The sequence below is a fragment of the Bacillus cereus group sp. N31 genome, assembly GCF_016483245.1.
Taxonomy (GTDB): domain Bacteria; phylum Bacillota; class Bacilli; order Bacillales; family Bacillaceae_G; genus Bacillus_A; species Bacillus_A toyonensis.
In genome coordinates, this window is record NZ_JAEHCH010000024.1 from 62,206 (window position 1) to 86,754 (window position 24,549).

Below are 24,549 nucleotides of genomic sequence, written 5' to 3' on the forward strand. Positions count from 1 at the left end.
ATATTATTATCCAGCAAATTGTACAGCAGTATTTGCATGTAAAAAAGCAGTATCAAAAACAGGAACAGTAAGGTCATTTGGGGAAATAAGTAATGGTATTTCAGTACAGCCTAGTAATATACCTTCCGCACCGTTTTGAATTAATGAATTGGTAATTTGTATTAGTTTCTCTCTTGAAGTTTCTGAAATAATGCCTCTACTTAATTCGTTTAATATGACGTGATGGATAAAAGTTCTTTCTTCGTCATTTGGGATAATTGTCTCAATGTTATATTTTGCTAGTCGTGATGTATAAAAATCTTGTTCCATCGTTTGTTTCGTTCCTAATAGTCCGATACGTTTTATATTCTGTTCTACCATTTCTTTAGCACTTACATCACCGATATGAAGAAGTGGAATTGATATTGCTTGTTCTACTTCCTCAGCAAATAAATGGACTGTATTTGAACACATTAATAAACATTCCGCCCCGGACTTTTCAACCTTTTTAGCAACTGTGACTAATTCGTTTTTTACTTCTTCATATTGATGGTTTTGTAATAAAGTAGTTACTTCTCCAAAATCCATACTATATAAAACGAGCTTCGCATTTTGATCGTATTGAGAGAGTGTTAGCGTATTAATATGTTTATAGTATAGTGATGTAGATTCCCAGCTTAACCCACCAATTAAACCAATTACTTTCATCATACATTTCCCCCTGTAACAATTTTGAATCCATTATTTCATAATTCCGATAAGAATACAATGATTTAAATACACTATTTAATAAAAAATAAAAATAATTAGAAAAGTGTTGAAATTTATCTTTCTTAGTGCCATAATACGAATTACAAATTAATACTTATCCAGAGAGGTGGAGGGAACGGCCCTAAGAAACCTCAGCAACCCCTATGTGCATTCATAGGAAGGTGCTAATTCCGCAGAGGACACGATGTGTTTTTTGAAAGATAAGAGGATTCTTGCACGTGAAAGAAAATGACCTCTTATGTAAGAGGTCATTTTTTGTTGTATAGAAAGGGAGTGTCGATGCATAATTCATTATTAAAATAAATATAGAGTAATGAAAGCTGACTAATTTGAGAGGAGAATTGAAATGAACAAATTATCAACAAAGTTAGTAGTAGCAATCGGAATCGGAGCAGCTTTATATGGGATATTAGGACTTTGGGGATTTACTATTGCACCAAATACATTTATTAAACCTGGATTAGCTATATTAACCATTTTTGGAGCGTTATTTGGTCCAGTAGCAGGACTGTTAATAGGACTTATCGGTCATACCGTAACAGATACGATCTCTGGCGGGGGAATTTGGTGGGGCTGGGTTCTGAGCTCAGGAATTATTGGTTTTGCGATGGGGCTCATTCAAAAAAGAGGTGGGTTTAATGTGAAAAATGGGTCGTTTAGTAAGGGAGATATTTCTTATTTAGCAATTACTGGTTTAGTAGGTATTGTCATTGCTATTATATTTGCTGGGGTATTCGATATTATCGTGATGGGGGAACCGTTTGACAAAATTGTTATACAAGTATTAGGGGCAACCATTGCTGATGTTATTGTTTTCTTAGTTCTTGGATTACCGATTACAATTGGCCTAGCAAAATCGAATAAAAAACATACACATTTAAAAATTGAAAAGTAGGGATGTTAACATGCAACCAATTATTTCGTTTGAAGAATTCAGCTTTCAATATGAGCATGCAGCGCAGCCTACTTTGAAAGATATTACATTTCATATCAACCCTGGTGAAAAAGTACTAATTGCTGGACGAAGCGGTTCTGGGAAGTCGACATTAGCTCATTGTATTAATGGGCTAATCCCATTTTCGTATGAAGGGATTAGTACTGGTAACGTATTAATTGCTGGTAAAGACCCGAGGAAAGGCAGTATTTTTGAACAGAGTAAGCATGTAGGCACAATATTACAAGATCAAGATGCTCAGTTTATTGGCATTACAGTAGAAGAAGATGTCGCTTTTTATTTAGAAAATGAATGTGTAAATCAAGATGATATGAAAAAGAGTGTTGCAGACTCATTAACAAAGGTAAAGATGCATACTTTTCGTAAACAAAGTCCGCATGAATTATCAGGAGGACAAAAACAAACGGTTTCTCTTGCAGGTCTCTTAACAACAAATGCGGATATATTATTGTTCGATGAACCTTTAGCAAACTTAGATCCGCTAAGCGCCATACATACGATAGAACTTATGAAAGATATACATGCACAAACTAATAAAACAATTGTAATTATTGAACATCGAATAGAAGAAATATTAAAATTGGATTTAGATAAAATGATTTTAATTGATGAAGGTAAAGTCATTACGGTAGGGACTCCGGAAGAAATATTAGCATCAAATATATTGCCTCGTATTGGCTTAAGGGAGCCGATTTATATTGAAGCATTAAAGAGATTACATTTTGATAGTAATAATGCCGTAATATATCCACTGGAAAAAATTCAAAAGGAAAAAATTAGTGGCGTTTTAAAAGAATGGATGCAGAAGCAAGTTTTTTTTAAAGATGCTACTAAAAATAAAGAATTATTAAGAGTAGAGAATTTATCATTTTCCTATCCTAATAGACAAAGAGTATTGGAAAATATAAATTTTTCGATAAGTAAAGGAGAACTTATCGCTCTTTTAGGACACAATGGAGCTGGAAAATCAACATTAGCTCACAGTCTTATTGGTATAAATAAAACAAGTAATGCAGGGATTTTATTAGATGGAGAAAATATTAGTTCTTGGTCTATTCGTAAGCGTGGGGAGATGATCTCTTATGTGATGCAAAATCCAAATCATATGATTACACAACCTACTGTTTTAGAAGAGGTTTCATTCACATTAAAATTAAAAAAGTTTTCTAAGGAAGAAGTTAACTATAGAGCTGAAGAATCATTAAAAATCTGTGGTTTATATCCATTTCGTAATTGGCCAATTCAGGCATTAAGCTATGGGCAGAAAAAGAGATTAACTATCGCATCTGTATTAACAACAAATCCTAAACTTATCATATTAGATGAACCGACGGCTGGACAAGATTATTATCATTATAAACAGTTTATGTCATTTATTAGAAACCTGGCTAAAAAGGGAATATCCTTTATTTTCATAACACACGATATGAATCTAGCATTAGAATATGCAGACCGAGCGGTAGTTCTACATGAGGGAGAAATCATTGCGGATAATACTGCAACTACTGTATTAGGACATAAAGAAACGTTACAAAGAGCCAATCTAAGAGAGAGTTCTTTATTCGAGCTTGTTACATTTAGTGAAATTTCATGTCCAGAAAAGTTTATGGAACTTTATTGCGATGTTAGTAGGAGGGAGGAAAATGCATAATACGTATTTTCGTCGTATGGATGGGGCTGTGAAATTAGTTTTGTTTATATTTTGTATGACGCTTACTTTTATGTTTTTTGATTTTCGCATATTACTAATTTTATTTATGTTTGGATGTATCGGACTCTTACTTGCTAAAATTCCACTTCGTAAAATTATACTTATTTTTACTGTTATATTTACATTTAGTTTATTAAACACTGTTATGATTTTATTAATTACACCGACTCATGGATCTGAATTAACTGGATCGTATACTTCGTTTTTACATATTGGTTATGCAACAATTACATATGAAACATTATTTTATGCAGTTACACTTTCATTAAAATATTTTACGTTGTTACCATTTACACTTATCTTTATTTACACGACAGATCCAAGTGAATTTGTAAGTGGCTTAAGTAAACTTGGTATTCATTATAAGATTACATATGCAATAAATATTGCACTACGTTATATACCTGATATTCAGTCCGAATATCAAATTATTAAACATGCGCAAGAAGCGAGAGGAGTAGCTTTTGAAAAAGGAGAAGCGAGCTTATGGATTCGTATGAAAAACCGTATTTTAATTTTCTGGCCGCTAATCATTCATTCTTTAGAAAGAATCGATACCGTTTCAAATGCAATGGATTTAAGAGGGTTTGGAAAGAAGGATAAACGTACGTGGTTCTATACAAGTAAAGCGGAAAGTGGTGATTTCATTGCTTTATTTACAGGTGTTTTTATTTTAATGGTTGCAGTATATTTAAAATTAAATGTATTTCAAAACTTTTGGTATCCATTTTAAAGCACTCGTAATCGAGTGCTTTTACTTATTTTTAAGTAGACATGCTCAAAAAAGGGATATATACATAATGTATAATACGAACCAGTTAAAATGATCAACTACCTATTAGTTTTCAAACCAAAAGGAGGAAAAAATATGAGTTACGGTGGTTCTTGTGGTTTTGGTGGAGGTTTCGCTTTATTAGTTGTGTTATTCATTTTATTAATAATTGTAGGATGCAGCTGTTGGGGCGGAGGGTACTAATTTTTAATTAGTCTTCACAAATGTAAACTTAAAAAACATAGAAGATACTTATGTATCGAGACAAAGAAAAAAGGAGTTATTATGCTCCTTTTTTCTTTGTTATATATTTTTATCTTTTGGGAATGTAATCGTTAAAGCCGTTCCTTTACTAACGGTACTTTGGATTTTTAAATTACCATGCATCGTTTCAATAATTTTAACAGCAACCATCGTACCTAAACCAGTACCTTTTGATTTTGTACTAAAATAAGGTTCGCCAAACCTGTTAATTTGCTCTTGTGACATTCCAATTCCGCTATCTTCAATTCGTATTATAACTTTATTATTGCTTATAGTGGAGGATATATTTAAGGTACCACCATTAGGCATTGCTTCAATACTATTTTTTATTAAGTTTAAAAAACATTGTTGAAAGTGCTGTTTATTACCAACAATGTTTGCCTTTGAGAAATCTTTTGTAATATGTATCGTATTCATATTACATAATGGCAATATCATATTAATAGCTCGATTTAACTCTTGGTCTATTGAAATATGATCTAGTTTTTCTGGTGCGGGTTTAGCAAACGTTAAATAGTCATCAATAATCTCTTGCGCACGATTTAATTCTTCAAGTATATGTTCAATGTATTCGTCCCTTGATTCAGGAGATAAATTTGGTGTTTTTAAAAGTTGTGTAAATCCCTTTACGACAGTTAAGGGATTTCTTACTTCGTGCGATATACTAGCAGCAAGTTGACTAACGATCTCCATCTTTTCCATTTTAATTAATTTTGAGCGCATAAATACTGCATCTTTTAAAACTTCATTAAAATAAACAATAAATAACATTAAAGTAGTCGGTAATAATATGAAATAAATAATATATAAATTATTTACTTCAAATTCTGATAATGTTAGTACAATCACAGTTGTAAACATTGCTAGGAAAAAAGTTAAAAACATAGCAAAAGCTACTTTAACCTTTCTATTGTATGTATTAAATTTTGTAGATGCGAATGCTGTTATGATGAACATTGTGCCATAAACAATAACTGTTAACATGTTAAATCCATAAAATAAAACTCTTGTAATTAATAAAATAGAAAACAATATAATGCCGACAGGGAATCCACCATAAAGTGTACCTATTATTACTGGGATTTGTCTTAAATCATGAATACAACTTTCATCCATATAGATAGGGTATCGCATACATAAAATAAGTGGGATACTCGTACAAAGAATAATAAGCAGTCTTTTATATTTCTTCAAATAGCGCCCGTTATCATATATAAAATAAAAAATAAATATACTACTTAAAATGTAAAGAAGATTATTTAATACATTTTGATTAATATAAACAAAGTCCATAATATTAGCCTCGTCATTCTGAATTTCCATTTCATATGTATTATACATGATAAAAGTATAAACTTTATATTTGTTTTAAAAATATAAGCTTATATCATTTTAGTACTAGCTACTTTTAACCATGCTTCATAAAATTCTTTTACTGATGTATACCGTTCTGCACGGTTTTCATTCACAGCACGAGAGGCAACCTCATATAATTCTTTACTTGCATCCCATTTTATAAAGGAACGATCTTTTTCACCACCTAAAAGTGCGAAAGCTACCGCGCCCATATTAAATACATTTGTTTTTTCATCAATTATAGCGTTTAACTCAAATTCTTCAGGAGACATAAAACGAGAGGAACCCCATAGTCTTCCCGTTTTATTTATGTATGGTTTTTTAGAGTATAAATCAATATCACAAATCTTCGTCTCATTTGTACTAAAATTATGTAAAATACTACCGTCATAAAAATCTATAGCTACATAGTTTTTCTGTTCTACATGAGTATGGAAAGAAAAAATCGCATTCAATGAATAAATTCGTTCCATAACAGTTAAATGTCTAAATTTATAAAATGGAGAGTTTGGATTTTTATATTTCTCAGGAGGTGGGAAACTCCAATGTGGGTGAAGCGATTCCCCATCAAACCAATCAAATATTAAAACATATCCATTTTGTACTGGAAAGTGTTCAATTAAAGTTATTAGTGATTCATGTTTTAATTCATCGTAAAGAGAAACCGATTTTATTAATGTTTCAATAGCGGCCTCTGGAGTTCCATTATATGCAATTGTTTGTGCCCCTGCATATTTAATAAATTTCTTATGACCATCCTTTTCTACACCAAAACATATATTACCCGAATCTTGTTGGTCAAAAACGGCAAATACAGTTCCTAATTTCAAAAGCCAATCAAAATTATGATGTTCTTTTAATTGTAATGTTACTTGATTCAACTGAATTTCAACTGGAATATCTTTCATAATGTACCTCGCATTTATTATAATAAAGTTGTATGTTTTAATATTCGACATATTTTGTGAAAATCCTATATTAATAACATGAAATTTTATAAATATAATGATAAAAGCTTTTTAGGAGGCAAATAAAATGGATCAAAAAATTATTATAAAATCCTATCAAAAAGACTGGCATGAAGAATACTTAAAGGAAAGATACAAATTTAATTCTTTATTAGGGGAAGAAATCGTTGCTATTGAACATATAGGAAGCACTGCCGTAGAAGGGTTAGGCGCTAAACCTCTTATTGATATGATGATTGGCGTAACGGATTTACAAATTACCGAAAAGTGGACTCATATCCTTTCGGAAATTGGATATGAGTATGTCCCAAAAGAAACACCAAGTTGGCGGTTTTTCAGAAAGGGGAAATGGAGAGCGGGTACTCATCATTTGCATGTTTATATTTATAATAGCGAGGAATGGAGAAATAATCTTTTGTTTCGAAACTTTCTAAAAAAACATGAATGGGCACGTAAAGAATATAGAGAACTAAAAGAGGGGCTTGCAGCTACATATCCTTTTGATCGTGTGTCGTATACAAATGCAAAAGCGCCATTTATTCAAAAAATATTAAAATTAGCTAAGAAAAATATATAGAAAATTCAAGTGTTCTTGGGAATTCTCATTTTATTTTAATCTTTCTCTCATGTTCTTTTCCTTTTTATTTGATAGAATGCTTCTCAAAGATTATAAAAAGGGAGGAGATTAAATAAAATGGAGAAGATACTTAGAAATAAATATTTCCATATGTATGTTAAAATAATTGGCATTATTATTATACTTTGCAGTGCAGCATTATTAGTGATAAATGTAATATACGGAAACGTATTAAATGCTAAATGGTTAAATAAGAAATTAGGTTCATTCGGTGAGTATGGTGCAATATTAGCTGCATCGTTATGGATTTTACGACAACTGTGGTTATTTTTTAAGAAGAAAAATACACTTGGGTTCAAATTGATTAAGGAGTTATATCTTTTCATAAAAAATTTTCATGTATTAATTGGATATGCTGTAATAGCTGTATCGATTACTCATGGCGTTTATTTTTTTATAAAAGGAAGTCGTCATATACTTATAATATATAGTGGTATATTTTCTCTATTAACTTTAATCATACTAGGAATTATTGGATTTCTTTTACAGAGACATAATAAAAAAATAAACTTGATATTGTATCGAAAAGCACATCAAATCATTGCAATTATATTTGGAATAGGATTATTTATTCATTTAATCGTCTAGGAGGAATTATCGTTGCAACACATTTTAATTATTGAAGATGAGGAAAACTTAGCAGATTTTTTAGAGTTAGAATTAAAGTACGAAGGATATACAGTAGATATACAATTTGACGGAAGAAAGGGATTAGACGCAGCTCTTGAAAAGAATTACGATCTCATATTACTTGATTTAATGCTACCGGGATTAAATGGACTGGAAGTATGTCGTCGACTAAGAACAAATAAAAATACACCTATTATTATGCTGACTGCGCGCGATAGTATTATGGATCGTGTGACAGGACTAGATAGTGGAGCGGATGATTACCTTCCGAAGCCATTTGCAATTGAAGAGCTGTTAGCACGTATGAGAGTTATATTTAGACGAGAAGAAAATATAGAAAATAAACATGTTTCATTTTTTACATTCAAAGATTTACACCTCCAGATTGAATCTCGAACTATTACAAAAGGAAATGAAGAAATCGAACTAACAAATAAAGAATTTGAGCTATTGCTTATGTTTATGAAAAATATTAATCGAGTACTTACTCGTGATGTTTTATTAGATCAAGTATGGGGATATGATGCAATGGTTGAAACGAATATCGTTGATGTATACGTTCGTTATTTACGTAACAAGTTACATAGTGTAGATAAGGAGGAGTATATCCAAACGGTCCGCGGTGCTGGATATATAATGAAATGATAAGAAATATGATGCATCGAATTCGAAATCTACCTATAAAGTGGAAATTAACACTTTGGTCCACCACATTAGTTTTTATTTTGTTTATATTATATAGTGCGTTGCAGTTTATTGTAATTAATAAGTGGACTATAGATTATGAACAGAAACAAATAAATAGGCAAGTTACAGAAATAGCGGCATATTTCCAAGATAAAAATGATACCATTTCAAATAAAACGTTTGAAAACAGTAAAGATTTCCTAAACAATATGATTGATAAACATCAAATGATTCGTATTATTGGTATGGATGGAAAACAGATTGTTACTGTTTCGCGAGATTTTAATGAAACGTGGATAAAGCCAAAACAAGTTACACAAGATGAATTATTTATAAAAAGACATTTAGAAGATCGAATATTAGTCAAGCGCATACCAATTCAAGCAAAAGGGTTCACTGGAACGATTGAACTTACGAAAAACTTAGAGACATTTGATCATTTATTAAAAATTATTTTAGTAGTAATGCTTATTGCCGGAATAAGTGGATTAGTCCTTAGCTTTTTAGGCGGGGTACTTATAACGAAAAAGCTATTATCAAGTGTTCAAAATATAACGGATACGATGAAACGTATTAAGAAAAATGGATTAAATGAACGTGTTCCAGTAAGAGAAAATAATGATGAACTTTCAAAATTATCGTTTCTTTTTAACGAAATGATGGATGAAGTAGAAACTTCTTTTACACAACAGAAACAATTTGTAGAAGACGCATCACATGAACTCAGAACCCCATTAACGATTATTCAAGGACATTTAGCGATGTTAAATCGATGGGGAAAAAATGATCCAGCAGTATTAGATAAGTCTCTTCAAGCTAGTTTAAAGGAATTAGATCGTTTAAATAAGTTAGTTTTAGAATTGCTAGAACTATCAAGAGCTGAATCAGAACAGATGCATCCAATAGCAACTGAACCAGTCCATGTAAATAGTATATTAAAACATGTTACACAAAACTTTGCGGTACTTCAAAATGACTTTCAATTTGATATGAAATTAAGTGGAGATGCAGCGTATGTGTCAATGCCATCATCTTACTTAGAACAAATTATTATTATCATATTGGATAACGCAGTTAAATATACAAAAGAAGTTAATAAGTATATTTGTATTGAATCCACTTTACAATCGGGGGAAGTAAAAATTCGTATATTAGATCGCGGAGCAGGAATACCCAAAGTGGATTTGCCATTTGTTCTTAACCGCTTTTATCGAGTTGATAAAGCGAGAAGTAGAAAGCAAGGGGGAAATGGACTGGGTCTGTCTATTGCAAAACGACTTGTAGAAAAATATAACGGTGCTATTCAAATAGAGAGTAAAGAAAATGAGGGAACAATCGTTACGATTATATTACCTTGTATAATAAAATAAGCAATGAAAGAAGGAATGTTTTTTTACATTCCTTCTTTTTTATAATCAAATTATTTTGTTTATTTCAAATTTATTAGTACATTAGTATTGATAAGGGGGAATAATAATGAAAGCTATCGTACATCAATATAAAACTGGATTTGACGGTGTAGAATATAAATTATCATCTGAGAAAACTCCAAATACTGGGGAAGTGAAAGTGAAATTAAACTCGGCAGGTTTAAATCATCGGGATTTATTTATTATGAAAAATAGAAAAGAAAAGGAATTACCTTTAGTCTTAGGATCAGATGGTGCAGGTATTGTTACGGAAATTGGAAATGGTGTTTCGGACAACATAATACATAAAAAAGTTATTATTAATCCTAGTATTGGATGGGAACATGCTACTGAAGTACCGGCGCTACCTGAAGTGTTAGGTGGACCGAAAGATGGAACGTTTGCTGAATATGTAATTGTACCAGCTGAAAATGTAGTGGAAAAACCGTCATATCTTACTTGGGAAGAATCAGGTGTTTTATCTTTATCGGCATTAACTGCATATAGAGCACTTTTTACAAAGGGGAGATTGAAGTGCGGTGAACATGTTTTAATTCCAGGAATAGGCGGTGGTGTAGCTACATTTGCCATGTTATTTGCGAAAGCAATCAGCGCAAAAGTGAGTGTTACTTCAAGGGTAGAGAATAAAAGGGAACTTGCTGAAAAATATGGTGCAGATATTTCTTTTAATAGTGCTGGAAATTGGGAAGAGAGCCTGCAAGGAGAAAAAGTAGATTTAATAATAGATAGTATTGGTCCTGCGACGTTCTTAAAATATTTTGATGTATTAAAACCAAATGGAAGAATTGTTAATTTTGGTGCAAGCTCAGGAGATAAAATTGAATTGCCATTACGCGCATTATTTTATAATCAAATTGATATTATGGGAACATCTATGGGTAGCCGTGAGGAATTTAATGAGATGATAAAGTTTATAGAAAAACATAAAATTAAACCTATTATTGATAAGGTTTATCCCTTAGAAGAAGCAATTCGAGCGTTAAGACGTATGGAACAAGGAGAACAATTCGGAAATATTGTACTTCATATGAATTAAAAATATGATTTTGCAATTAGTATATTTGAATGAATATGTTATGTATTCGAAACATGAAAAGGATACTCTCTGCATTATTATAAAGGTTTATCGACTTTATACATAATTAGCGTATATAATTTGCTTCATAATTGTCAAATGAAGAATAGCAAGATGAGAATTAGATGAGAAAAGTTTAAGCCCATTTTCATATTGATGTTGTATACTGTGTAAATCAAGAACACTTGTATGTAAGGAGAGAGTATTATGAATTACACAGTATTTCAATGGTTTAATAATTTTGCGGGATCGTCCAAGTTATTAGATACGCTTATGATTACTATTACAAATAGTGCTGCATGTGTGGCAATCCTATTTATGCTTATCTTATGGTTCAATAATGGAAAGAAAGAAAATGCGATAAGAAAACAATATACAGTTTTATATACGACGCTTTCGGTTAGTATTGCATTATTAGTAAATGTTCTTATACACGCGGTATATTACCATCCGCGTCCGTTTGTATCACATGATGTGCATCAATTAGTACCACATGCAGCGGATTCATCATTCGTTAGTGATCATTCTGTACTTGTATTTTCGATTGCGTTCGTCTTTATGCTTAGAGGAGAAAAACTTAAATATATAGCGCTTATTTGGGCGGTATTAGTTGGCATATCACGTTTGTATGTAGGTGTTCATTTCCCGTTAGATGTAATTGGTGCCGCTGTAATAACAATTATAACAAGCAGCTTGTTGTTGCAGAATAAACGAATATTTGAACCAATCGCAAAACTTGTTTTCAAAATATATGCGTTGGTAGCAAGACGAATTCCTTTTTTAGCAAAATATAACCATATAGCTTAGGATTAAAATCTACTATTTACAAGTTTAGTTTAAAAAAGTTCCCACCTTGGGTATCCATAGGGGGAATTTTTTTATTGAATAGGAGAATAGTATTGGAAATGAAATGTAGAAAGAACTGATGATTGTCAGCAAGTAGTTAGAGTAAACAATGTAGGAAATATGAGTACGGTAAGTGGTGTAATAATAGCATTATTATCGATAATCTCAAATCTTTTTATTTAGGAGAGCTTTACATTATATATAATAACAGCCAGGTTACGAAAAATAATTAAAAAGATACGGTATCGATAATATAAGGATTACACCTACAACAGTCACGGCTATAATTTTAATTACTTCGCTCTTTACTTCCTTCTCCAAAACAACACCTCCCGACGCGTTTAAAAATCTATTGTAATAATACTATCATTAGATAACCTTATTTTTCCAATTAGAATATTCATGTTAAACACTTGAAGAAATTACTTATCTATATAGCAAATAAATGTTTTTAGTCTCTCTTTACACGATAAAGGAAAGCTAACTTTAAAAAAAGTGTTTTTATTTGAATATTCATTAATTTCACATACCGTACTATAAATGAATAAAATTAAACCAAAAATAATAATAGTTGGTTTTGTTTTAAAGGAATTAAACAGAAAACTTCGAAACATATAGTATCGAAAATAAAAACAAAAACTACATATTTTAAAGTGCATCTTCGCAGAAATCAATTACAAATGAAAGGAGATAAATATGCATAAACTTCAAACGAATAAAGGTGCTCGATATATGATGATTGCTTTTATTGTTTTGTTTCTTACTATGCTTTTGCGTATATTCTATATACAAGCAGTAGGAGTCTTGCATAATGTGGATGTAAAAGATCTTGCGAATGAACAACATAATAAAAATGGAGTATTAGAAGCAAACCGTGGCACAATTTATGACCAAACTGGAAAGGTACTAGTACAAGATTCCGCAACGTATCGAGTTGTTGTGAATTTAAAAGGAAAAGATAAAGTGAAAAATAGTGATGAAACGGCACAACAATTAGCTGATGTACTTGAAATTGATAAAGAGGAAGTAATAAAAAATTTTCATGAAGGACGCACACAAGTTGAAATTGGAAAAATTGGTCGGAATTTATCTAGAGAAACGAAGGAGAAAATTAGGAAATTAAAAATACCGGGTGTATCTTTTATGCCTGAAAAAGCAAGAGTGTATCCAAATGAAGATTTTGCATCCTATATACTTGGTTTTGCTAGACCAGATGATAAAGGAAATACGGAAGGGAAATTTGGACTTGAAAAAAGTTTGGATAAATATTTGCGCTCTACGAACGGGAATATAGAATATGTAGGAACACGAAGAGGTATCCCACTTACAAATGACATAGGTAAAGTAGAACCTGCTAAACATGGAAATAACGTATATCTTACGCTTGATAAGCAAATTAATAGTTTTTTAGAAGAAGCGATGAACAAAGCACAACAACACTATGATCCTTCTATGTTAATAGGAATTATTGCAGATCCAAAAACTGGTAAGGTTTTAGCGATGTCTAGTAAGCCTAGTTATAATCCTAATAAAGGCGATATCGAATACTTTTTAAATGATCCAATTGCAAACGCATATGAACCAGGTTCAACAATGAAAGTGTTTACGTTAGCTGCTGCTATTAATGAAGGTGTATATAACGGGAAAGAATATTTTCAATCAGGAAAATATTCGGTTGGTTCAACAGATATAAAGGACCATAATGGTGGATTTGGATGGGGCTCAATTACATTTGATGAAGGCTTTGAAAGATCGTCAAACGTAGCTTTTTCTATTTTAGAAGATCAGTTATTAAAACCCAATAAATTTAAGCAATATATGAATAAATTTGGTTTCAATCAAAAAACAGGAATAGATTTACCCGGAGAAAGTAAAAATACATTATTATTAAACACACAAATCCAACAAGTTACAACTTCTTTCGGGCAAGGTTCCACTGTCACTCCTATTCAATTAATACAAGCCGCTACGGCAATAGCCAATGACGGGAAAATGATGCAACCATATATCGTTGATAAAGTTGTAAATCCAACAAACAAACAAGTTATTATGGAAAATCAACCGAAAGAAATTGGGAATCCAATAAAAAAAGAGACAGCGGACAAGGTAAGAAGCTTAATGGAGCGTGTTATTTCGTCTTCAAAAGGAACTGGTACAATGTATAAAGTGGATGGTTATCCAATTGGAGGTAAGACAGGGACAGCACAAATTCCGAACCCTGAAAATGGACGATATATGGAAGGGAAAGAAAATTATATTTTTTCATTTTTAGGAATGGCTCCAATTGATGACCCAGAGTTAATCGTATATTTAGCTATTAAGCAGCCGAAATTAAAGGGCGACGAATATGGAGCCCAGCCTCTTGCTGAAATATTTAAACCAGTTATAAAAAATAGTCTTGAATATTTAAAGGTGAAACCATATACAGAAAAACAAATTGCAGATGTAACGAAGCAATCTCAATTAAGAGTACAAAATTATGTGAATCAATTGATGAATACAGTAGAGGAAAGTGTAGAAAAAGAGAAGTTACAGCCGGTTATTTTAGGAGAAGGAAAAATAATAAAACAATATCCACAGTCTGGTGAGGTAATGAGTGAAGGAGATCGCGTATTTCTATTAGGAAATAACGCAAAAATGCCAAATGTAAAAGGTTGGTCCATGCGTGATGTTATGTATTTCTCTAAGCTTTTAAAATTAGATTTAAAAACTTCAGGGACGGGTTATGTAACGAATCAAAGTATTGAAAAAGGGCAAGATTTACAAGAAGGTGATACGTTAAAACTAGAATTAGAACCACCACTACAACCGTTAGTAGAGGCAATTACGAATTAATTTGGACATTGTGAAGGGCCTATATATAAGAGGCTCTTTTTTTAGAGATTCTAGTAATTTCACGCACCGTAATTTTCAGAAAAAATAATAAATAAGATTGTTAACATTGGCATAACTTGAAATATGTGATTATTTATTATTTACAGTTAAATACATATGTGATAATATGGAAAAAATCAAATGCAGTGAAGAGAAGAGTAAATAAAATGAATTTTTCACAGAGAGCTCCATAAAGCTGAAAAGGAGAAAAAATTCTTTATTGAACCAAGCCTCTGAGCAGCACATCGGAATCTTATATAAGAGGATGGTGTGACGGGAGCTCCCGTTATAGAGCTACGGTATAAGCATGAAAACAATGCAGTACCTGATAAGTTTAATATGGCGACATATTAATAAACTAGGGTGGCACCGCGATGATAAATCTCGTCCCTAAGACTATAAGTCTTGGGGGTGGGATTTTTTATTGTTTTAAAACTATATGGAAAGCGGGGGCCTAAAGTGAAAAAAATACTTAAAGATTGGAAATATCCTTTATTACTACTGTCCGGAGTTGGTATTGCGAATTTAGGTGCATGGATTTACTTAATAGCACTGAATGTACTTGTCTATAATATGGGTGGCTCAGCCTTAGCTGTTGCTACTTTATATGTAATTAAGCCACTAGCCGCTTTATTTACAAACGCTTGGTCAGGAAGTATGATTGATCGTTTAAATAAACGAAAATTAATGATACACCTTGATATATATCGTGCAATATGTATTGCTATGTTACCTTTACTTCCAACACTTTGGATTGTTTATGTATTCGTATTCTTTATAAGTATGGCCAGCGCGATTTATGAGCCGACTACTATGACGTATATGACGAAATTAATTCCAGTAGAGCAAAGACAACGTTTCAATTCACTACGTAGCTTAATATCATCCGGTGCATTTTTAATTGGTCCGGCGGTAGCAGGAGCTTTATTAATAGTGAGTACACCAGAGTTTACTATATATATGAATACTATAGCATTTCTCTTATCAGGATTAATTACACTACTTTTACCTAATCTTGATAAAAAAGAAGATTCTCATTCACCTAGTAATACAATATCTATTTCACTATTAAAAAAAGATTGGAACACTGTTATAAATTTTAGTAGAAAACATGTGTATGTCGTATGTGTGTACTTCTTATTCCAAGGAATGATGGTACTAGCTACCGCAACTGATTCACTTGAATTATCATTTGCGAAAGAAATTTTATTGTTAACAGATAGTGAGTATGGCTTTTTAGTAAGTATTGGTGGAGCGGGCTGTATTTTAGGCGCCATAACAAATACAATTTTATCAAAAAGATTAGCACCTTCATTTCTAATTGGGATAGGATCATTATTCATCGCACTCGGATATTTAATCTACGCTTTTTCAAGTGGATTTTTAATAGCTGCTACCGGATTTCTTATTTTATCTTTCTCTATGGCATATGCAAATACAGGGTATTATACATTTTACCAAAATAACGTTCCTGTTCATATGATGGGACGGATTGGGAGTATATATGGGCTCTTTATTGCAGTAGTAACAATTTTTATTACAATATTGTCCGCTTTTGCAACGCAATTCATTTCTATACAACTTGTAGTCATTGTAGGAACATTAGGAATGCTGTTTATAACTATCGTATTGTGTGTATTTACTTTATTACCATCACAATTTAAGTGGGGTTCCGATGAATCAATAAATTCGAAATGAATTTTGTGCTCTTATTAATAATTTATCGTATTCAATTAAAGGGTTCTTTCCCCTTTATATGGAAAAATAAATAAGGGGAAAGAACAATAAGAAAAGACAAGGGTGGTTGTCGTGATAAAAACAAAAGGGGAAATAGACAAAATTGTAAAAGAGATGTATCGGAATATAGATTTCTCTGGGGTAGTTTTAGTGAAAAAAGAAAAAAACTTAATCTATGAAGAGGCGTTTGGTTACGCAAATAGAAGTGAATGTATAAACAATACACTACAAACAAAATTCGGAATTGCTTCAGGATGTAAATTATTCACTGCAATCGGCATCTGTCAACTTGTTGAAAAAGGTGTAATTACTTTTCATACAAAGTTAAAAGATTGTCTACATATTAAATTTCCAAACTTCAATGATGATATTACAATACACCAACTTTTAACGCATAGTTCTGGTATTCCAGATTATTTTGACGAAAGTATAATGGATAACTTTGAGGATCTTTGGAAGCAAACACCTATGTATCTTTTAAAAAGTTTAAAAGACTTTTTACCATTATTTCAAAACAATAATATGATGTTTGCACCAGGAAGTGAGTTTCACTACAATAATGCAGGCTTTATCGTACTTGGATTAATAATAGAAGAGCAAACAGGACTTGAATTTGCGGAATATATAGAGCAAAAAATATTCAATCCAATTGGCATGAATGATTCCGGTTATTTCTCTTTAGATACATTACCAAAGCACACTGCTTTGGGATATATAAAAGATGTAAATAGCCAAAAATGGAGAACAAATGCATATTCTATACCGATAAAAGGTGGTTCTGATGGCGGTGCTTATATTACCGCATCAGACATGCTCAAGTTCTGGGAAGCATTATTTAACTTTGAAATATTAAGCCAAGAATATACTAATTTACTTTTAACTCCTCATATTCAAGTAAATAATAATCAGTTTTACGGCTATGGAATATGGATTGAAACAAGACAAAATGATATTTTTAAATATCATATAATGGGCTATGATCCAGGTGTTAGTTTTCGCTCGGCCGTTTATCCAGACTTAGGAATTAAATTAGTTATTCCTTCGAATAAAGGAGCAGGACCTGAAAAATTAATGAAAGAACTAGAAAAATCTTTTTGAAAAAGTTAAAAGAGTTCATAATTGCATCTGCCTTGAAATGTACTCTGTATAAGTCTTCATTTTAATTATTAAATGAAGACTTTCTGTAATTGATTAACACTGTTTTATGATTATCGATATTTATATGTAATATTAAAGAGGTGAGAAAAATGTGTATATATTAAACGGTAGTATGTTTATTGTTTTTGGAGTCATCTCCTATTTAATTGTACGAAGTATTTTAATTGGGATGAAAAATAAAAAACATGTAAATTGGTGGAAAGAATTAATTCGTTTTCTATTCGTAGTATACATTTGTATGGTTGTTGCCGTAACTTTATTTCCTTTACCAATTGGTTTTCCTTCTAGTGCTGAAAATCTTAGTCGTTCAGTTAATATTATTCCCTTTGCATCAATTTTTAAGGATATTGGTCAAATAGGAAGTGCTTATCATGGTGATGTCCTATTTATGATCGGTCTAATCGTAAGAAATGTTGGTGGGAACGTTTTATTATTAATACCTTTAGGTTTTTTAGCACCAATTATATGGGATACATATAAAAAGATTAAAAATACTATTTTATTAGGATTTACCATATCAGTTAGTATTGAATTATTACAACTAATTGAGTCTTTATTTAGTGGATCGGCACGTATTACTGATATTGATGATGTGATCTGTAACGTTCTAGGTTCTATTGTTGGATATTTTATTTATAAAATCACTTTAAAGCTAGCTGCTACATTTAACATGCAAGTAGTAGATAAAACTAATTCTAAAGATATAAAATGTATTGATAAAAGTTAAACGAGTTTATGAATGTAATAATAAAGGTAATAAAGACGTACGAGTAAAAAGTATGTCTTTTTATTTTTATAACTAATGAGTAAGATTGATGGGAAATTACATTTCACATTACACTACTTTAAAGTAGCTATCGTGTTTCAAGTATGGAATGAAAAGAGGCGAATATAATTTTCAAAGGCAAACAAGTATATAGGAGGACTCTAAATGGATATTCTATTTGTTATTCTACTTGTTATTCTTATAATTATATTAATGCAAGGTAAGGAATATAAAGTGAATATTAATCGTATTTGGATCATTCCGGCTTTGCTGTGCCTCGTAACAATCCAGTCCATTTTTCATATGGGACAATTAAATATATTACAAGTACTACTATTTGTTGCAACGCTCGGAATTGGATTTGGTCTTGGGGTTATTAGGGGGAAAGCATTAACATTTCGATTAGATAGTGAAACAGGTCATGTATTACGAAAGGGAAATTGTTTAAGTACAATTATTCTACTTGTTATTTTAGGTGCAAAAGTTGTGATTAAGCAGAGTATGTTTTCTGGCAGTACGCATCAAACATTAACGATTGTAACGAATGCCTTTTTATGTATCACATTAGGTACTGTAATTAGTAGAAGATATTATATTTGGAAAAAATATAATGAATTAACACAAAAAGCGTAATTTCATTCTTCCCTTGTTTAACAACGCTATGAACGGTAATACTAAATAACATTGAACATTTACAACAAGGGATGATAATATGATATTCATTTACACAGACTTCGGTGGTACACATACAACTTCACTAGCTGCAGCGTATCATTTAAATAAATTACCAACTGATCGGAAGTTAACGAAAGAAGAAATATTAAATGTAGAGTACTTCAATAAATTAAAAACAGAAGATATGGGGAAAATTATTTTTCATGGAATAGACGAAAATGGCAATCCTGTTTATACGATTGGATGTGGCGCATCAAAAGTCGTTGTACCTGCGATGAAGCATTTAGGAGAGATTCTACAAAAACATTATGAAAGCCATGAAAAGATTATTTTTTCTAATACATCACCAACAGTGCCTTTACCAATGACTTTTGGTGGTCTGTTTTCTAGGAGGTTTCATATCGATTTTATCGGCGTACCGTTACTCGTATGGGGAGCAAAAATTTGTTGTGATAACATACAAAGGCTTGTCAGTTATACGAAAGAAGCTGGGCGATTGACGAATGATTATGTTGTAATTTTAGATAATGAAAATTTTAAATAATGTATGTAAGAAGAAAATCGGGAAAATGCTTCGATTTTCTTTTTTTATTGGTGAAATAGACAAGAAATAGTCACATTTAATTTCCATCTACTATAGCCAAAGCAATAAAGTCCTGTTACTATTACAGGGATATTCTCTTTTCATAGCATAAATATATAGAAAAATTAGAAAAGAGGAATTGAATTAAGGGAGGAACAACATGAAGCGTGTTGCTTGGATTACTGATAGTACAACTGCGAGTTTTACAACAGAAGGAGATAACTTTGTTATCCCAATCGAAGTTATTATTGATGGTGTGTCGTACAAAGATTGTGAAGAAGGTGTACGTGAACGTGTTTATAATGCGTTAAACGAAGGTAAGACAGTCACTACATCACAACCGAATATAGGGGAAATGGTAGAGTTATTTACGAAATGCAAAGAAGAGTATGAAGAAGGATTTGCAGTTGCTATTAGCGGAAAAGTAAGTGGAACTTATCAAAACATGAAATTAGCTGCAGAAATGGCAGGGTTCCCATTAACGGTATTAGACAGTGAAACGACAAGTTATCCAATGGATGAACTAATTAGAAAAGCGAAATTGTTATACAATGATGGTATGACTTTACAAGATATACACAAAACATTAGTAGATGAAAAAAGAAGACCTTTTTATGTATTTCCAAAGAGCTTAAAAGGTTTGTATGCAAGTGGACGTGTAAAGGGAGTTCAATTTTTACTTGGAAGTTTATTAAGTGTCAACTTAATATTAGAAGTAAAAGGCGGCGAACTTTTACTTGAAAAGAAAGTTCGTAAAATCCAAAAATGTCGAGAATATATTAAAAATGAGCTTGAAAAAGAATTACCTAAAGTACTTCATATGTTCCATGCTAATGACAAAGATGGAGCTGAAGAATGGATTTCAGATATAAGACAAGCATTCCCTGAAATGGACTTCAAACTATATCCATTACCGATTTCATTTGCTGTTCATGCAGGTGAGGGAACAATAGCAATTAGTTATTAAAGTAAAACCCGTGAATCATTCACGGGTTTTTTATTTAATTAAAATGAAATGGATCCCTGCCAAATCTCCATCGAGCTTAGAAATCGATGATTCCTCAATACCTCATAGAAAACTGTGGAATGCTCTTTTTATGGCTTATCCGATTATTTCTTACAAGATTTAGGGAGGATCGAGTTGAAAACGGAATTATTTTAGTGTGAAATTACACTAAATAAAACATTAGTTACTTTTGGAGGAGAGAAAGTGAATAAAGATCATACAATTGAACTCATTTCAACGAAAATAAAGTTAATACGTACTGAAAAAAGATATACACAAGATAAAATGGCTGAAATTCTCGGGATATCCAAAAAAACGCTTGTTCAAATTGAGAAAGGGAGAACGAATGCAGGCTGGACCAACACCATTGCTATTTGTGCATTGTTTAGAGATAGTGAAGTTTTACAGAATGCTCTTGGGGATGATCCATTAGTAGTAATCGAAACAATGGCCTACAGTAGCACTAGCAATTTCAAAGAAAAAACATTGGGAGGAAAAGTCTGGTGGAAACAGATTCAAGAAAAAGGGAACTTTCGTTTACAACAAAATCTGATTAGTCAGCATTATCGTATTTTAGACAAACAGGATTACCGTTGGTTTAATTCATTTGATTTAGAAGAAGCGCTAAATCAAATGAATCAATTAGCAACGGATTCAGACAGTCAAATAACCCCTTAAAATTATAGAGAATGCAGAAAAATTGGAGGGAGTTACATATGATCATTTTGAGTTTACTTTGGATCTACTATATGCCTTATCTCGTGTTATGCGGATTTTTTGGTGGATTGTATTTAATTATTAATGGGATTAAACATCGTAACTTACTCGTAAGTATACTAGGATTACTTAGTCTTTCCTTTGTCGTACTGCCTTTTATTTTTTGGGGAATGGGGATTGCTGAGAATAAACTTCTTGATATTCCTACAGAATTATACTGGATTCTATTTTCTTTAACTGGGCTATTAGCTGGAATCATTGGATTACGGTCAAAAATTAAAGGAATACGTAATATGGGATTTATTATTTTTACTAGTGGAATAGTAGGAGACCTTTTTTATGTTTTAATGTCTGTACCTGATTCCATGTATATCAACTAGTTTTTTAAACTAAGCTCATTTTTATTTACTACTACATGGTGACTTAATCCAAAAAAGATAGCACAACAAAGGTAGAGGAAGAATCGCTGTCTTTCTTTATGAATCAGTACATAAAAAGGAGATGCTATAGTACCTATAGCATCTCCTTTTTCACATGAATCATTTCCCTATTAGCTGGATTTCACATAAACGTTTGATTTCATCCAGTACGTAGTAGGTAGCATATCGATAGTTATCTGTAATTTCTAAATCCTCTGACTTTAAATAATAAAGGTAATGTTATCACAGTTGTTCCTGCAAGGGAAAAAGAAAAAATAAATAGTGTAGTAAAAACATTCTAGAATAAAGAAGCTTAGGAATATGGGATATAAAATATGGTAAATACGAGTTGTGAGAAATTTTCGAGAATGAACGGAAGAATACAAAGCATAAGAAAGTTTACAATTTTCATGCCAACACTACAAACTTGACATGCTTATTGAGAAAGAGTGAGAATGAGTAATATAACACTTATCTAATACATTCAGGTGATATTAGTATTGGATTTATTTTTAAGGGGGATGTTTAATGAAACCAGAACTAATTGTTAGAAATTTCTTCAAAGAAGTGCGTTCAGGGAATAATCCAGACTTTTCAAATCGATATATGGCAGATAAAGTATTGGCACATCAAGTTATATCTGAAGAGGAACAAACAGTATACAGATCGCCAAAAGATTATGCTGAGCATGTAAGAGAGATGATTGAAGTATATGGAAATTTCTCTTTAGAAATTCAAGAATTATTAGTACAAGATAGTAAAGTATATGTACGCTGGAAGCAAGTAGGTACACACATAGGAGAAATAGATGGATACGAACCTACAGGCCTCCCTATAACTCAAATAGCAAGTGCGGTATATAGAATAGAAAACGGGAAAATTTCAGAGTATTGGATTCACATTGATAGATCAGGAATTCAAAATCAATTAGAGTACAATAAGAACATTCAATAAATTATCTTTAAGAATAATAGTAAAAAGCACAAAAACAAGATTTTTAAAACGATTATTTCTATTACATAAAGGATACAAATCAATGCACTTTTTTACTGAAAGATTCATTCAAATTAATAAAAAAAGAGCATGTTTTAATAAATCTTTTAAAATATGCTCTTTTTTATTATTTCTACGTGTACTGACATCAGCTTAGTGTAACTTTATTATATGGTAACAACAAACATAGACACCTGTTGATGAACCCAAAAAATAGCAATAATTGTTCATGCGGTTTAAATTCGGGATACACTAGCTAACAATGAAAATAATAGAATCAAGTTGTAATGTGTATTTCGTTTTACACTGTAAGTCATTCATATTAAGTAATAGAATTGTAGAAAAATATGATAGAATATTCTCACTAATTTTTATGCAGTTACAATCTATTTACATATAAGATTATTAAGATTATATTGGCAATGAAAGAGAAAACAATAGATGGAAGGGGATGTTTTTTATGTTTAAAAAAGCGGCACTAGGGATTTCATCGTTAGCAATCACAGCGTTCGTCGGTTTAGGAATGGCAACAGAAGCTTCAGCTGGACCTGCAGCACCACTTACTTCACTAAACGTCGTACAAGTAGAGTCTGAGCTGGGCGGAGTAGAAACAATTAACCCAAACAGCTTTAGCACATCACGTAACCACGGGGGAAAATACTTATATATTACAACGAAAGAGATGGGATACGGTCAAAATCCATTTACTAAAATGAATGGTTCTAATGTAAAAAGTATTGGATCCACAATAATCGGCGGAAAACCAATCGTTGGCTGGTATTACAAATGGGATGCTTCTGGACATCAACAAGGAACATTTGAATACCAAAAAACATCTATAAACGCGCCATTTAATACAATGCGTACGTCAATTTATATCCAATAATTTTTGAAAACGTTCGCACATATAGAATAGTCAAAAAAGGTACTCCTAGGAGTACCTTTTTTGACTTGAACCACGTTCATCTATATTTACAATACCGATCCCACAGCAAGAACACTTCCCATAAAATAACATCCTAAACGTCTATGGAATTGATAGGAACGGGTAGTACAAGTCCTCTATAGTTAAAGTACGTAACCTTACATATTCCAATTCAATGAAAACAGAAAAAGACTGTATTACTTACGCCAAAATTCAAGATTAAAAAAGAATAGCTAAACTTATATAAGCTTAGCTGGATGAGTATGTGACGGAACCCTAAAATGAATTACATCTTTTTCATACCATAAATAATTTTGTATAGGGAGATGAAAGGATTTTTTAAAATAATAAAGAAGTATGTATAAACAAATATATAAATGGTAGTGATAGTATGAAAATCAGTAAGTTTGCAAAAGTAAATACTGTAAGTTTAGATACGATTAGACATTATATAGACCTCGGTCTCATTATTCCTGAAAAGAAAGGTGGGCACTATTTTTTTGATGAGTATTGTCAAAAAGATATGGAACTTATTTTAGAGTACAAAAGGCTAGGATTTAGCTTAAATGAAATTAAAGATCTTTTTCTTTATAAAAATTTAGGGAAATCTATAGA

General features: G+C 31.6%; 25 protein-coding genes, 1 riboswitch and 1 other annotated feature. Of the genes, 22 read left to right on the top strand and 3 right to left on the bottom strand.

The annotated features are described in order from the left end of the window. Nucleotides 1–6 precede the first annotated feature (6 nt). Nucleotides 7–690 carry an aspartate/glutamate racemase family protein gene (locus JDS81_RS23720; protein WP_141499465.1) on the bottom strand — a complete coding sequence of 228 codons (684 nt, stop codon included), beginning with the start codon at nucleotides 688–690 and terminating at the stop codon, nucleotides 7–9. Nucleotides 691–841: 151 nt separating this feature from the next. After that, a riboswitch (SAM riboswitch) is annotated at nucleotides 842–957 on the top strand. Between the two features lie 139 nt (nucleotides 958–1,096). Between JDS81_RS23720 and JDS81_RS23725 the strand changes: the two genes are divergently transcribed. The 4 genes from JDS81_RS23725 (at nucleotide 1,097) to JDS81_RS23740 (ending at nucleotide 4,392) form a co-directional block, all read left to right on the top strand. Continuing rightward, nucleotides 1,097–1,645 (top strand): ECF-type riboflavin transporter substrate-binding protein, encoded by a 549-nt coding sequence (locus JDS81_RS23725; RefSeq protein ID WP_001038218.1) that lies wholly within the window; start codon nucleotides 1,097–1,099, stop codon nucleotides 1,643–1,645. A 10-nt stretch (nucleotides 1,646–1,655) separates the two neighbouring features. After that, entirely contained in the window at nucleotides 1,656–3,356 is a 1,701-nt protein-coding gene (locus JDS81_RS23730; protein ID WP_097952674.1) for an ABC transporter ATP-binding protein, read from the top strand. Continuing rightward, nucleotides 3,349–4,149 (top strand): energy-coupling factor transporter transmembrane component T family protein, encoded by an 801-nt coding sequence (locus tag JDS81_RS23735; RefSeq protein WP_000552027.1) that lies wholly within the window; start codon nucleotides 3,349–3,351, stop codon nucleotides 4,147–4,149. Before JDS81_RS23730 ends, JDS81_RS23735 begins: the two co-directional genes overlap by 8 nt. 135 nt (nucleotides 4,150–4,284) lie before the next feature. Beyond that, nucleotides 4,285–4,392: a YjcZ family sporulation protein gene (locus JDS81_RS23740; RefSeq protein ID WP_000120182.1), complete on the top strand. Its 108-nt coding sequence runs from the start codon at nucleotides 4,285–4,287 to the stop codon at nucleotides 4,390–4,392. A 99-nt stretch (nucleotides 4,393–4,491) separates the two neighbouring features. On the opposite strand, the gene JDS81_RS23745 is transcribed toward JDS81_RS23740, so the two are convergent. Continuing rightward, nucleotides 4,492–5,793, bottom strand: a complete 1,302-nt coding sequence (locus JDS81_RS23745) for a sensor histidine kinase (protein WP_141499464.1) — start codon at nucleotides 5,791–5,793, stop codon at nucleotides 4,492–4,494. A 41-nt stretch (nucleotides 5,794–5,834) separates the two neighbouring features. Further along, nucleotides 5,835–6,716 (bottom strand): serine/threonine-protein kinase, encoded by an 882-nt coding sequence (locus JDS81_RS23750; RefSeq protein WP_097952670.1) that lies wholly within the window; start codon nucleotides 6,714–6,716, stop codon nucleotides 5,835–5,837. A 127-nt stretch (nucleotides 6,717–6,843) separates the two neighbouring features. Between JDS81_RS23750 and JDS81_RS23755 the strand changes: the two genes are divergently transcribed. The 18 genes from JDS81_RS23755 to JDS81_RS23840 all read left to right on the top strand — a co-directional run. Beyond that, the gene (locus JDS81_RS23755) at nucleotides 6,844–7,353 is read left to right on the top strand and encodes a GrpB family protein (protein WP_097952668.1); all 510 of its coding nucleotides are present in this window, start codon (nucleotides 6,844–6,846) and stop codon (nucleotides 7,351–7,353) included. A gap of 117 nt (nucleotides 7,354–7,470) precedes the next feature. Next, nucleotides 7,471–8,001, top strand: a complete 531-nt coding sequence (locus tag JDS81_RS23760) for a hypothetical protein (protein ID WP_097952666.1) — start codon at nucleotides 7,471–7,473, stop codon at nucleotides 7,999–8,001. A 12-nt stretch (nucleotides 8,002–8,013) separates the two neighbouring features. Then, complete coding sequence (locus JDS81_RS23765; RefSeq protein WP_097952664.1) at nucleotides 8,014–8,688, top strand: response regulator transcription factor; 675 nt, start codon at nucleotides 8,014–8,016, stop codon at nucleotides 8,686–8,688. After that, nucleotides 8,685–10,100: a sensor histidine kinase gene (locus JDS81_RS23770; protein ID WP_097952662.1), complete on the top strand. Its 1,416-nt coding sequence runs from the start codon at nucleotides 8,685–8,687 to the stop codon at nucleotides 10,098–10,100. The genes JDS81_RS23765 and JDS81_RS23770 overlap by 4 nt, the downstream gene beginning before the upstream one ends. A 106-nt stretch (nucleotides 10,101–10,206) precedes the next feature. Next, entirely contained in the window at nucleotides 10,207–11,196 is a 990-nt protein-coding gene (locus JDS81_RS23775) for a zinc-binding dehydrogenase (RefSeq protein WP_097952660.1), read from the top strand. 246 nt (nucleotides 11,197–11,442) lie between these two features. After that, on the top strand, nucleotides 11,443–12,042 hold the full coding sequence (locus JDS81_RS23780) for an undecaprenyl-diphosphatase (protein WP_097952658.1): 600 nt from the start codon (nucleotides 11,443–11,445) through the stop codon (nucleotides 12,040–12,042). 735 nt (nucleotides 12,043–12,777) lie between these two features. Further along, a complete protein-coding gene (locus JDS81_RS23785; RefSeq protein ID WP_097952656.1) occupies nucleotides 12,778–14,916 on the top strand; it encodes a penicillin-binding protein in 2,139 nt (712 codons plus the stop codon). Nucleotides 14,917–15,092: 176 nt separating this feature from the next. Next, nucleotides 15,093–15,350: a binding site (T-box leader), on the top strand. Between the two features lie 64 nt (nucleotides 15,351–15,414). Then, nucleotides 15,415–16,653, top strand: coding sequence for an MFS transporter (locus JDS81_RS23790; protein ID WP_097952654.1), 1,239 nt, complete (start codon nucleotides 15,415–15,417; stop codon nucleotides 16,651–16,653). A gap of 111 nt (nucleotides 16,654–16,764) precedes the next feature. Next, nucleotides 16,765–17,790: a serine hydrolase domain-containing protein gene (locus tag JDS81_RS23795; RefSeq protein ID WP_141499463.1), complete on the top strand. Its 1,026-nt coding sequence runs from the start codon at nucleotides 16,765–16,767 to the stop codon at nucleotides 17,788–17,790. Between the two features lie 151 nt (nucleotides 17,791–17,941). After that, nucleotides 17,942–18,577, top strand: coding sequence for a VanZ family protein (locus JDS81_RS23800; protein WP_142316293.1), 636 nt, complete (start codon nucleotides 17,942–17,944; stop codon nucleotides 18,575–18,577). 204 nt (nucleotides 18,578–18,781) lie between these two features. Continuing rightward, a complete protein-coding gene (locus tag JDS81_RS23805; protein ID WP_000353191.1) occupies nucleotides 18,782–19,249 on the top strand; it encodes a CcdC protein domain-containing protein in 468 nt (155 codons plus the stop codon). Nucleotides 19,250–19,328: 79 nt separating this feature from the next. Then, the gene (locus tag JDS81_RS23810) at nucleotides 19,329–19,835 is read left to right on the top strand and encodes a DUF3189 family protein (protein ID WP_000576344.1); all 507 of its coding nucleotides are present in this window, start codon (nucleotides 19,329–19,331) and stop codon (nucleotides 19,833–19,835) included. Nucleotides 19,836–20,034: 199 nt separating this feature from the next. Next, on the top strand, nucleotides 20,035–20,841 hold the full coding sequence (locus JDS81_RS23815) for a DegV family protein (RefSeq protein ID WP_097952652.1): 807 nt from the start codon (nucleotides 20,035–20,037) through the stop codon (nucleotides 20,839–20,841). 243 nt (nucleotides 20,842–21,084) lie between these two features. Next, complete coding sequence (locus JDS81_RS23820; protein ID WP_097952650.1) at nucleotides 21,085–21,558, top strand: helix-turn-helix transcriptional regulator; 474 nt, start codon at nucleotides 21,085–21,087, stop codon at nucleotides 21,556–21,558. 38 nt (nucleotides 21,559–21,596) lie between these two features. Next, nucleotides 21,597–21,977, top strand: a complete 381-nt coding sequence (locus JDS81_RS23825) for an ammonia permease (protein ID WP_097952648.1) — start codon at nucleotides 21,597–21,599, stop codon at nucleotides 21,975–21,977. Nucleotides 21,978–22,544: 567 nt separating this feature from the next. Beyond that, entirely contained in the window at nucleotides 22,545–22,970 is a 426-nt protein-coding gene (locus tag JDS81_RS23830) for an ester cyclase (RefSeq protein ID WP_097952646.1), read from the top strand. 499 nt (nucleotides 22,971–23,469) lie between these two features. Next, nucleotides 23,470–23,895 carry a DUF4879 domain-containing protein gene (locus tag JDS81_RS23835; RefSeq protein WP_000472913.1) on the top strand — a complete coding sequence of 142 codons (426 nt, stop codon included), beginning with the start codon at nucleotides 23,470–23,472 and terminating at the stop codon, nucleotides 23,893–23,895. Nucleotides 23,896–24,325: 430 nt separating this feature from the next. After that, a partial coding sequence (locus JDS81_RS23840) for a MerR family transcriptional regulator (protein WP_199688628.1) occupies nucleotides 24,326–24,549 on the top strand: 224 nt, incomplete at its 3' end.